8 protein-coding genes are annotated in these 12039 nt (G+C 54.6%); 2 read left to right on the plus strand and 6 right to left on the minus strand.

The window, feature by feature from the left end; genetic code table 11:
* Positions 1-481 precede the first annotated feature (481 nt).
* From B9Z34_RS00010 to B9Z34_RS00025, 4 genes are all read right to left on the minus strand, one after another.
* Positions 482-1321, minus strand: a complete 840-nt coding sequence (locus B9Z34_RS00010; protein ID WP_108426058.1) for a flagellin — start codon at positions 1319-1321, stop codon at positions 482-484.
* A gap of 24 nt (positions 1322-1345) precedes the next feature.
* On the minus strand, positions 1346-1822 hold the full coding sequence (locus tag B9Z34_RS00015) for a tetratricopeptide repeat protein (protein WP_108426059.1): 477 nt from the start codon (positions 1820-1822) through the stop codon (positions 1346-1348).
* Between the two features lie 303 nt (positions 1823-2125).
* On the minus strand, positions 2126-2962 hold the full coding sequence (locus tag B9Z34_RS00020; RefSeq protein WP_108426060.1) for a flagellin: 837 nt from the start codon (positions 2960-2962) through the stop codon (positions 2126-2128).
* A gap of 23 nt (positions 2963-2985) precedes the next feature.
* Positions 2986-6183: a hypothetical protein gene (locus B9Z34_RS00025; protein ID WP_146179603.1), complete on the minus strand. Its 3198-nt coding sequence runs from the start codon at positions 6181-6183 to the stop codon at positions 2986-2988.
* Between the two features lie 253 nt (positions 6184-6436).
* Here B9Z34_RS00025 and B9Z34_RS00035 point away from each other — a divergent pair, with 253 nt between their 5' ends.
* Together B9Z34_RS00035 and B9Z34_RS00040 are read left to right on the plus strand one after the other, a co-directional pair.
* Complete coding sequence (locus B9Z34_RS00035) at positions 6437-8980, plus strand: tetratricopeptide repeat protein (protein ID WP_108426063.1); 2544 nt, start codon at positions 6437-6439, stop codon at positions 8978-8980.
* Between the two features lie 62 nt (positions 8981-9042).
* Positions 9043-10647 carry a hypothetical protein gene (locus B9Z34_RS00040; protein WP_108426064.1) on the plus strand — a complete coding sequence of 535 codons (1605 nt, stop codon included), beginning with the start codon at positions 9043-9045 and terminating at the stop codon, positions 10645-10647.
* On the opposite strand, the gene tagD is transcribed toward B9Z34_RS00040, so the two are convergent.
* Positions 10591-11034 carry a glycerol-3-phosphate cytidylyltransferase gene (gene tagD, locus B9Z34_RS00045; RefSeq protein ID WP_108426824.1) on the minus strand — a complete coding sequence of 148 codons (444 nt, stop codon included), beginning with the start codon at positions 11032-11034 and terminating at the stop codon, positions 10591-10593. The genes B9Z34_RS00040 and tagD overlap by 57 nt on opposite strands.
* Before the next feature lie 57 nt (positions 11035-11091).
* Positions 11092-11943, minus strand: coding sequence for a flagellin (locus B9Z34_RS00050; RefSeq protein ID WP_108426065.1), 852 nt, complete (start codon positions 11941-11943; stop codon positions 11092-11094).
* Between the last annotated feature and the right edge of the window lie 96 nt (positions 11944-12039).

Here is a 12039-nt window from a genome sequence, read left to right on the forward strand (position 1 = left end):
CTAATCTTCGGGTGACCGATGCGATCAGGCGATGGCAGGACCTACGCTACCGTTTGGCTGAACCGAGCCGAAAACGCCGCTCACAGAGGGCAACGTTGCGTAAGATATTAAGTTAGCGCATATGCGCGCATGCGGGTATCCACAGAACGTGAGATCAGGCTGCGGTCTTTTCTTTGGCGGCAAAGAGCATGCAAAACTGCCCGTCCACGCGCAGTACCTCCATCGCAGGCAGCAGCCGCGATTGAAAGCCCATGGCCCTGCAGGCATAAGGTACCGACGGGATGTGCGTGATCGCGAAATTTCTGCATTGCCAGCAGTTGGGGCCTTTGGGAAGGGCAGAGTGCAAGATTTGCTGAGGCATACCTGCTTGACGTTAAGTCTTCATTTGAGACCTGCGAGATCTCAGGTTTCAGTTGCGCTTGAGTGACGTTTCATTGACAGGACACTTCCACCATATTCAGGCCAATTCGGCACTATGCTGTCAGCCTTTGAGCAGTTGCATGACGGTCTGAGGTTGTTGATTGGCTTGCGCCAACATGGCTGTCGCAGCTTGTTCGACAATTTGCGAGCGTGCGAGTTCGCTGCTGGCCTTGGCGTAATCGGCATCCATGATGCGACTGCGTGAAGCGCTGGTATTCAGCGATACATTGGCCAAGTTGTCAACTGCATACGTGATGCGGTTGATGACAGCACCAATGCCTGCACGCTCACTGTTGATGACGTCCAGAGCATCATCGACTTGGGTGATCGCATTGGCCGCGTTGTCACGGTCCAGAATATCGGTGCCACTGATCATGTCCAGCTCTCCGTCTGAGCTGAGGTCGGCAATGGTGTGAACGATGGTTTGTCCTTCATTTGCACCAACCTGGAATTCCAGTCTCCCATCGCTGTTGGTGCCGGCAGTACCGTCCAGCACGTTCATGCCATTCCACTGGGTATCTGTTGTGATCCGGTTAATTTCCGAAATCAACTGTTGAAACTCAATGTCGAGATATTCCCGGTCTGTTTGTGAGTAGGTGTCGTTTGATGACTGAATCGCCAGTTCACGCATGCGCTGTAGCATGTTGGTCATCTCGATCATCGCACCCTCAGTGGTTTGAAGCATGGAGACAGCATCGTTGCCATTGCGAATGGCTTGGTCGAGACCTTTGATCTGGGACGTCATTCGCGATGAAATCGCCAAACCCGCAGCATCATCACTTGCGCTGTTGATCCGCTTGCCTGTTGACAGCTGTTGCATGGCATTGGTCAGATCGCGGTTGTTTTTCACAATTGCATTTTGTGATACCAAGGATTTGATATTGGTATTGATGACAGTCATTTTGGGGATCTCCTGATAAATTTTTCAATGCGCCATGCTGCTGGCATGGATTAATGTGTGCTCAGCTGTTTCTGCACCCAGTGAAGACAGTTCTTCTTGGAGGGTTGACTCGTGTGGGTGTAACCGTATTGCTTTTTTTGCGAGGTCCAGCGCTTTTTGAGGTTCCAGTTGGCAGCGAACCACGCGGATCAGGTGATGCCAGACCACGGCTTTGCTGTTCGCCCCTTGCAGCTCCAGCAATTTTTCCAAATGTAGTTGTGCGCTTTGCCAATCTTGTTCCAGCTCTGCCAAGAGGGCGCTGATTGAAAGCATGTCTTCGCTTTCCGGGTAAAGGGCCAGGCCGGCTTCGCTCAATGCGCGGGCCATCTCCATATTGTTTTGAATGACCAGCTCTGCGATGGTTTGTCGAATTTCTGAGGGACTGAAACGCGAAGCGTAGTACCCAATGCGCGGCTTACCAAAGCTGGCTTCGGCAATTAATGTTTGTGTCAGTCTGGTCATGCACTACTCCCACCTCATGGTGTTGACGGTTTGGCCCTTCAGATTGAAGGGCACAATGACAGAAGCTAAGCAACTGTCGTGCCAGCTGGGATTCCGGCTAAAGTGCCGAGCGTAGTGTCTTGCGAATGCTGAAATCAGCTACTTGCAGATATTTTTGAGTATTAATATATTCAAAAAATTGGATGGGCTCATCAAGCCGACAAATCTTCGTCAAAGGTTTGACGCGTCAAGCGGCAACAGTTGGCCGCAATTGGATTGCAGAGAGCTGGAAGAGGTGGGGAACTCAGTAGCGTGATACGTATGTCAACGTAGCAGCGCCAGAACCAGCATAGGTCGATGGTTGGCCTGGGAGAGCATGGCCGTGCCAGCCTGATCAAGAATCAGAGCGCGAGCCATGTCTGCTGTGGTTTGCGCGTAATCGGCATCCATGATTCGGCTGCGGGAGGCATTGCTGTTGAGGGAGACGTTCAAAGCATTGTCTGCAGCGTGAACCAAACGATTTGAGGCAGCACCCCAGGTGCTGCGTGAGCTGGACAGTTGCGTCAGAGCATCGTCGATTTCTATAAGTGCACTTATCGCATCCGATTGTGATGAGATCAGGACAGTCGATTGCATGACATCGTGGACACTGCCGGTATCCAATGAGGACAGGTCTACTGAAAAGGAGTCATTGCTGGAGGCACCCACCTGGAACTTCACCAAGCCACTGGCACCTGCCTCTCCATTTAAAATTTTGCTGCCATTCCATTCGGTGTTGGTCACGATGGCACCCAGTTGAGTTTGAAGCGCTTCAAACTCGGTATGAAGAGCATCCCGGTCGCTTTGACTGTTGGTGTCGTTGGCTGACTGTATAGCCAGCTCTTTCATGCGCCATAGCATGGCGGTCATTTCTTGAGTAGCGCTGTCAGCCGTCTGAAGCAAGGATAGACCGTCATTGGCGTTGCGCACGGCCATATCCAGACCACGAATCCGACTGGCAAGACGATTGCCAACGGCCATCCCCGCCGCATCATCTGTGGCTGAGCGAACGCGCTGCCCGGTGGTCAACCGGCCCATCGCGGTTTCAAGCGCACGGTGATTGCTGGCCAACGCCTGCTGGATTCTCAGGGCAGGCAAGTTGGTATTGATGACAGAGCTCATTGTTCATCGTCCAGGGGCGTAACTCAGTTGGTTGGCAAAGCCTCAATCTGGTCAGATGTCAAAGCAGCCAGTTGGCTAGATGTCAATGCCTTGACTTGGGTCGAGCTCAGCGCGTTCAGCTGTGCAGTGGTCATGGCGCTCACGAAGTCCGAGGTCAAGCCATTGATTTGCTTCGTGGTCATGGCCGCTACATCTTCTGTGTCCAAGGCTGCCACATCATCGGAGTCGAATGCATTGAGTTGAGAAGAGGTCAGGCTCGCGACCTGTGTGCTGGTGAGAGCCTCAACTTGCTCAGAGTCAAATGCCGCGACTTGCGTGGTGGACAAGCGTGACAACTGGCTGGTGTTCAATGCCTGGATCTGATTTGTGCTCAGTTCGGAAATTCGATTGGTAGACAAGAATGCCATCTGGCTGCCGGTCAGAGCCTGGATTTGCGTCGTTGTCAATTCTGTGAATTCGTCTGCGTCAAAGGCTTCGATTTGCTCGTAGCTCATCACGGCCAAACTGGCTGCGCGCAAGGAGCGCAGCTGTTCTGTGTTCATGGCTTGGACGAAAGCTGTACTCAAACTCTTGATCTGCAGACTTGTCAGGGCGTCGATTGCCTCAGTGTCCAAAGCCCCAATGATGTCGGAGTTTGTGGTGTCCAAAGCGCTGATTTGTGCGGCTGACAGTTTGGCGATCTGCGCGGCTGTCAGTGCGTCTACTTGTTCAGAATCCAAACCATTCATGACGTCTGTGCTCAAGCCGCTGATGGCAGAGGTGGTCACATCGTCGATGAGATCGGCCGTCAGCAAGGACAGGACATCACTTGCTGCCAGTTGAGAAAATTGTCGTGCAGTCAGACCAGCAACTTGTACAGAGGTCAGAGCATCCGTCTTATTGGCTACCAGGTAACTCAGTTGCTCACTGCCAAAGTTGGCAATTTGTGAAGAGGTGAGAGCTGTGACTTGGTCGTCGCTCATGCCGTTGATCAGATCGGTGGATATGCTGCCCAGTTGTCGGGCAGTCAAGTTTGCCACCACACTGGTGCTCAGGTTGCTGATCACGTTGCTGTCCAACGCGTTCAATTGGGTCGTGGTCAGAACTTGGACCTGCGCAGACGTCAAGGATGCGGCCTGGGCCGAGTCAAGGTGAGCTAGAACCGCGGTATTGAAACCCTTGATTTGTGTGGTTGTCAGATTACCGATCAGGGCTTCAGTCAATCCTTCTGCTTGGTCGCTCGTCAGGTACGCAATCTGGTTTGAACTCAGGCCGGGCAGTTGTGTGGTGGCATCGAGCTGAGCAAGGTCATCGGACTCAAGGGCGCTGATTTGTGTCGAGGTCAAGCGAGAGAGTTGACTGCTTGTCAGCGCAGTAATTTGAGCAGAGCCAAGGTTGTCAATGAAGTCGGACGACAATTGTCCAAACTGCAAAGTAGAAATGTTGGCGACACCGGTTACCAATGCGGCCACGCCATCGCTGTTCAGGCTGTTGAGTTGTTCTGCACGAAGACCACCAATGGCTGTAGAGCTTAACGCCGCTACTTGGGCTGTGCTCAGCAAGGCCATGGATGCTGTGGTCAACCCCTTGACTTGCGTGCTGCTCAAAGCTTCAATCTGTTCGGTACTGAATGCACCCAGCAGGTCACTGTTGATGTTGTTCAATTGATACGAGGTCAGTCCGCCGATCTGTGCCGTGCTGAGTCCACCAATGTCTTCTGTGGCCAGTGCATTGATTTGTGACGATGTCAGCGCCGCAATCTGGCTGGACGCCAGCAATTGGATTTGGTCTGATGTCAACGCATCGATGAATCCGGTGGTGAGTCCCCGGATCTGGTTGGTGGTCAATGCTGACAGTGCTGTCGTCCCCATGGCTTGAATGGTGCCGCTGCCAAGATTGTTCAATTGTGCGGCTGACATGGCAGAAATCTGACTGCTGCTCATGGCCTGAATTTGAGAACTGGTCAGAGCTTGTGCTTGGCTTGTGGTCAGAAACTTGATCTGGGATGTGGCCAGATAGCCAATCTGGTCATCGGTCAAGGTTTGAATTTGATCGCTGTTCAAGCTGCCGATTTGAAGGCTGGTCAGCGCATTCAGTTGGGCGGAAGTGAGTGCGGTGATGTCATCGGTTTCAATGGCCGCTACTTGTGTACTGCTCAACGCAGAAATCTTCGCAGTCGACAAATTGCCCACTTGATCACTGTTGAGGTTGGCAATGAAATCGGTGTTGAGTTTTTTAAGAACGGCGTTGGAGATGTTATTCAGATCTTCGCTGTCCAGTGCTGCGACAGCACTGGATGACAAGCCATTGAGTTGTTGTGATGTGAGTGCGGCCACCTGTATGCTGGTGAGGGCGGCGGCCTGATTACTGCCCAACTCGGCTAGCTGTGTGGCAGTCAGACCTTTGATCTGAGCCGTCGTCAGTGCTGCGGCCAGTGTGGTTGTGAGTGCAGCCACCTGATCGGTTGTAAGGCCTTTGAGCTGGGGTGCCTTCAGCGCGGCCAGCTGTGTCGTGGTGAGGTTTTCAATGTCTTCGGTGTCTACAGCGGCCAACTGGCTGCTGGTCAAGGCGGCCATTTGGGCTGTGGTCAGCGCATTGATTTGTGTAGAGCTCAAGCCTTGGATGACGTCTGTGGAAATCGTCTTCATTTGAGCTGCACTGATGGCGCGCAGATCGTCCGTTTCCATCGCGATGATTTTGTCACTTGCGATATACCCCAACTGAGTTCCCGACAGAGCGGCAACCTGATTAGTCTGGAGAGCAACCAGCTGGTCGCTGGTGAGGCTACCCAAAAAATTGGAATCCAGGCTGCGGAGTTGCTTGGTCGTGAGCGCCTGGATTTGTTCAGTACTGAATCCTGCAATGACATCAGTAGCGAATTTGTTGAGTTGTGCTGCCGAAAAGTTCGCCATGTCAGCGGTGCTGAACGAGCTGATGTGCTTGGTGTTGAACTGACTGATCTGGGTGGTAGACAATGCCTTGATTTGGGCATTGGCCAGCAGTTCCAAACGGCTATAAATCAGCTCATCGTCCGCTGCCAGAGCCGTGGCGTCGAGGGCGCCAACTTGACTGGCACTGAGGGCCAGCATGTCATCGTCTTCCATCGCCGCAAGCTGAGTGCTGGTCAAGGCATTGACCTGGGCTGTCGTCATGGCTTTGAAATCGCTGGAGGCCAGATTCCTGATCTGGTCTGTAGACAGTCTGGAAATGGCCGTTGCGCTGAATGAACTGATGATCGACATGGTCGCTCCTAGGTTGAGTCGGGGGAGTGCCGGTGTGCGCTGGTCAATGCCAGCTGGACGCGGTCTACTCGTTCAGATTCAGAATCGGACGGGGCAGGAATTTCTTTAGCTTCCCATTTCCAATTTACGGCTCAATGAGCGGCAGATTCTTGCCGATTGGCAAGCGACTGCCCATTCATGACGGATTCTCGGCAGCACCTGGTATGGCGCGAATATTGCTTTTTGGTCTTTGAGTCCATTTTTTGTTTTGCTTATGAACGCTCCAATCGAACCGATCTTTGGCACATCCGACGACATGGTGGCATTGCGCCTGGTCGATTTGATGCACCGTGTGGAAGCTCTGCAGTCGCAGTCCAAGACTGAGGAGGCGTCCTTGCTGTACGAGCAATGGCTGGCTGTGAGCCAGGACCCAATGCGTTACGTGGCGCAGTACAACCATGCGGCCTTGTTGCAAGCACTGGGGCGGGTGGACAAGGCCGAAAAAGCGTATTTGCAGGCGATTGCGGCCAATCCCAGTTTTGGCCATGCCTACATCAACCTGGGCCTCATGTACGAAAAATTGGGTCTGCAAGACAAGGCGCTCGGGCAGTGGAACACGTTTGCCAGTCTGCGCTTCATCGCGTCCTCACTGGACACCGAGATGCTGTGTTCGGCCCTTAACCACATTGGGCGGGTACAGGAAAATAAGAAAGCCTATGACTTGGCCGAGCGTGCGCTGCGTGAAAGCCTGGAAATCCAGCCCGAACAGCCCGGTGTGGTGCAGCACTGGGTGCACATCCGTCAAAAAGCCTGCATCTGGCCGGTGTACCAGCCCTTACCGGGTTTGGACATGGCCCGCCTGATCCGCTACACCTCGCCTCTGGGCATGCTGGCCATGACCGAAGACCCGGCCATGCAACTGCTGACATCGCAAAATTTTGTTCACCGCATGTATGGTCAAGACCATAAGCCTGTGAAGGCCAAAAAGAAAATGGCCCACGGGCGTAAAAAGGTGGGGTTGGTGTCGGCCGATTTTCGTGAGCATGCGGTGGGTTTTTTGCTGCCCTCTTTCATGCAGGGGGCGGACCGCGGCAGTTACGAGCTGTATGCCTATGATTTCACCAAAGAGGAAAACACATCGCTGCGTCAGCAGTTCAAGCGTAGTTTTGACCATTTCGTGGACATTTCAAAAATGTCGGACGAGCAGGCCGCCCAGCGCATGGCCAATGACGGTATCGACATCCTGATCGATCTGCATGGCCTGAGCGCGGGTGCCCGGCCGGGCATTTTTGCCCGACGCCCGGCACCGCAGCAAGGCACTTACCTAGGCTTCATCGGGCCCACCGGTATGCCCTGGTTCGACTTCGTGATAGCCGACCGCGACGTATTACCGCCCGAGTTGGCGATCTATTTCACCGAAAAACCTGTGTACATGGACGGCTCGTTCATACCGTTGGACCGCCAGCAGTTGCCCATGCCGGTGACTGACCGCGCATCTTTGGGCTTGCCCGAGGATGCCTTCCTGATGGCGGCCTTTGGCAATGTGTACAAAATCACGCCTGAGATGTTTGCCGTGTGGATGAACCTGCTCAAGCGCATCGATAAAGCTTGTCTGTGTCTGATCGATGACAACCCGATCACGTTGCGCAACCTGAAAACGGCAGTGGCTGCTGCCGATGTGGACCCTGCGCGGGTGATCTTCCTGCCGCGCACCGACCACCCGACCTTTTGCTCACGCCTGCGGCACTTTGACGTGTTTTTGGATACCTACCCTTACAACTGTGGCTCGACCACCAGCGATGTGGTCAACGCGGGCGTGCCCCTAGTCACCCGTTATGGTCGCACCATGGTTTCGCGCATGGGGCTGAGCATTCTGCGTGAGATAGGGGAGGTTGAGAATGCGGTGAGCAGCTTTGAAGACTACGAGCGTAAGGTGGTAGAGATTGCCCTGCGCCGCCACGCTCAGCCTGACCGGATGTTTTCGACCAAGGTGGGCTCCCTGTTCAATCAGGCCATGCGAAGGGTCGTGCATCCTGAGCCGGGCGAGCCCTTGAATGCATCTGCGCAGCGGGTGCCCGCTCGGCATGCGCTGCAGCTGACGCGTCACCACTTGAGTGAAGCGACCCACGTGGGCGTCAGTGCATCGGGCTTGATGGTGCCTGCCGACGTTGATGCCCATTTTGAGCAGTTGCGTGGTCATTTGCTCGGTCGTCAACAGGCACATGGCGGTTTTTGGGCGTTCTTGCCCGATGCGCAGCTACAAATTTGCGGCCTCGATGTGGCAGCTCTGGAAAACCTGGTGCTGTCACAAGGGCCTCGCCACGACATGCTCATGTTCAACCCCTTCTGGGATGTGAGTGCCTTTCACCTGAACCCCTTCTTGCTGGCTGAGCAGATCCAGCCGGGCGTGCAGGAGGCGGCGCAGCTGTTTGCCGATGCGCTGGGTCTGGGGGTGAATCTGAAGCACTGGGTCAGCTGCAGCGACACTTTCTTGCTGGGACTGAATTTTGTGGCCAAGCGGCGAGTTTGGTTGGACTGGCTTGAGTTGGCTGACAAACTGTTGCGCAGCCAGGAGCCTCGTGTGGTCGAGCACCGGGATCTGCTGTATGCACTGTCTGGTAATTTCATCACGATGGCGAATGCCCCATCGCTGTACGCGCAGGACCCATTCACTTTGCCTGCACTGGCCGAGGGCTCGTCCACATTGCTGGAGCAGGCCATGGCCTGCGATGCTCTCAAAGCTAGTCATGTGCGTTCAGGTCATGAGCGCTGCCTGGCCCAGCACACCAAATTGGCGGCACTTGCACTAGTGAACTGAGACCGCGCTTTGTGCATGGTCACTTGTATTGATTTTCTCCGCCCTGAAAGGGGAATGACCCCATGAAATTTGACGCCAAAGTCACCCAACTGATGTGTGTGCTGCAGGAGGCCTTGCGGCCCGACCATCAGCAGCATCTGCCGTCCATCATTGAGCAAGCGGGTCTTGACAGGGTGATGGACCCTGAGTTGTTCAAGGCTGCACGCTATTTTGAGCGGCGCTCCTTGTTGATGTTTCTGGCCACCCTCGGCTTTGAAAACACCGAGGACAAGGCACACTACCGGCGCTGGCTGGCTGCGACGCAATACTTGAGCCAGCAAATCGATGTCGATGAGGCCGCGCGACTGTGTGCTGTGGGGCGTCCATTGATGACGGGTTTTTACCGCGACGTTCTGCAGGCTGTGGCCCAGCCGGGCGATGCCGCCAGTACCGTGGACTGGGTGGGCAGCCCTTGTCAAACTGCCGACATGCTGTTCGCAACCGAAGTGCTGCTGGACCATCAGGCAGTGCAATGGTTACCTGCGGTTTTACAACGCTGGCGGCAACTGGACACCAGTGGTGAGCCCTGGTTGTGGATGTGTCGAACCGTAGCCGAGCGGGTCGAGTATGCCCAAACGGCACAAAAAGCAAGGGCGCTGGCCTGGGCGCTGGACAGCTTGCTGCAGGAAGCTGCAGTTGAGCACCGCAGTTTAGCGGACACGCTGGCACCCCACCAGGTTGATCTGCATTTGCGAGCCGGGCAGCGTGATGAGGCCCTGGTGCTGGCACAGGTTCTGCACCAGCGCACGCCCAGCATGACCCATGATTACTGGTTGATGCGTTGCCATGCCAGTCGCAGCGAATTTGAACCGGCCATGACGCACGCCAGGGTCTTGCTCGGGGCCATCCTGGACAAGGCGATGCAGCCCACACCGTCGAACGATCAGGCGGTCACGGGTGCCCCGCCCGCCAAAAAACATGTTTTTGATGTGGACGCTGCCAGCGAAAGCTTGAAGACTGTCAATCGGGTGTTGCGCGAGCGGGGGCTGCAACCCTTCATGATGTCGGGCGTTTTGCTGGGTTATTTGCGCGAGGGACAATTGCTGCCTCACGACAAGGATCTGGATCTTGGGCTGATCGGTTGGGAGCACCAGTTTGAGGTGGCTCAAGCCTTGTTGGCGGCCGGTCACTACCATGTGTCCTGGCGGTATCTGCGCGGTGCGCAGACTTTCCTGATTGATGCGGTCGATCTGAAATACGGTGTGGCTATCGACTTTTTCTTTTTCCACCCCAAAGCCGACCACTTGCTGCACGGCATAGATTACAAATACGGTTTCACACAAAACTTGCGTTTCAGTCCGTTCGAGCTGACGGAGGTCGATTTCCTCGGGGAGCGTTTCTGGATTCCCGACAACGCCGATCAGAATTTGACGGAAAACTACGGGGATTGGCGCACGCCGCAATCCTCGTATGTGGTCACCGTCGAATCGCCTGCCTTGGTTGACAAGGGCAGCGAAAAACACCAGTTCATGGTGCTGATTGAGTTGATGCGCAGCGTACAGACTTTCAAGTCGGTCCGGCGTGTTGAGCGTATTTTGGCTTGTTGTGATGCCATGGGCATCCAGCCACTGTCAGATCAGTTGCATCGCAGCTTGTGCCACTGGATGGCGGTTCAAGCCTTGCACTGAAGCCTTGATTTCGGTGGTGGACACGCCTTCGGTGCGTGCCAGATAAACCACATTGCAGGCTTCTTGCATGAAATCGAATTTTCCGGTCCAGTCATCGCCCATGACGAAGACGTCCGCACCCAGTCGCCGGGCGTCGTTCAGTTTTTGTGACCAGTCTTCTTCGGCGAAGATTTCGTCCACATAGCGGCAGGATTCCAGCACGGTCTTGCGGTCTTCGTAACGCATGACAGATTGCTTGCCTTTTTTGGCATTGAATTCGTCGGTGGACAAACCCACAACCAGACGGCTACCCAAATCGCGAGCACGTTTGAGCAACTGCACATGGCCTGGATGAAACAGGTCAAATGTGCCGTAGGTTAAAACGATGCGTTCGTGGGTGGCAGTCATGTCAGTGCTCCAAGGAAAAAACAGGCCGGGGTTGCCCACCGGCCAGTCTGGTCAGGATCAACGCAGGAGAGACAGCACGCTTTGGGGCGCCTGGTTCGCCTGGGCCAGCATGGCTGTAGCGGCTTGCTGGATGATCTGTGAGCGAGCTAATTCAGTGGTTGCGCTGGCGTAGTCGGCATCCTGGATGCGGCTGCGCGAGGCCGATGTGTTCATCGAAATGTTGGCCATGTTGTCGGCAGCATAGGTCAGCCGATTGATCTTGGCACCCATATCGGCGCGGAAGTCATCAACCGCAGCAATGGCTGTGTCAATCTCAGTGATCACAGCTTGTATTTCTCCGGCCGTAGACGCAGATCCGATATCACCTGTAGCAATCGTCGCAGTGCCCAAGCTGGTTGATGTCAAGGCAATGAAGTTGACATCGATCTGATAGGCGGTACCAGAACCAGTCCCGACCTGGAACTTGGCTGCCACACTAGAAGAGAAGGTCGATCCATCGAGGATTTTTACACCGTTCCATTCTGTGTTGCCGGCAATACGGTCAATCTCGTTAACCAGCTGATCGTATTCTTTGCCGATTGCAGCACGGTCAGCTGCACTGTAGGTGTCGTTGGCACCCTGTACCGCGAGTTCACGCATGCGCTGCAGCATGTTCGAAATTTCCTGTGTCGCGCCTTCGGCGGTCTGAATCATCGAGATGCCATCATTGGCATTGCGCACTGCTTGGTTCAGGCCTCGGATTTGCGAGGTCATCTTGTTGCTGATTGCCAAACCTGCGGCATCATCGGCTGCTGAGTTGATGCGTTTACCAGTGGAGAGTTGCTCCATGGCTTTGCTCAGGCTACGGTTGTTGACGGTCAGAGCGTTCTGAGCGACAAGCGACTTGACGTTGGTGTTGATCACTGACATGGTCTTACTCCTTTAAGAGGGAAACTTCACTTTGGTTTGGCAGGAACCTTGAAGGGAGTAGGACCTGCCGGGTCTTGACAGAAATGCTGGAAGAAT

The organism is Limnohabitans sp. Hippo3 (genome assembly GCF_003063665.1).
In the GTDB taxonomy this organism is placed as follows: Bacteria; Pseudomonadota; Gammaproteobacteria; order Burkholderiales; family Burkholderiaceae_C; genus Limnohabitans_A.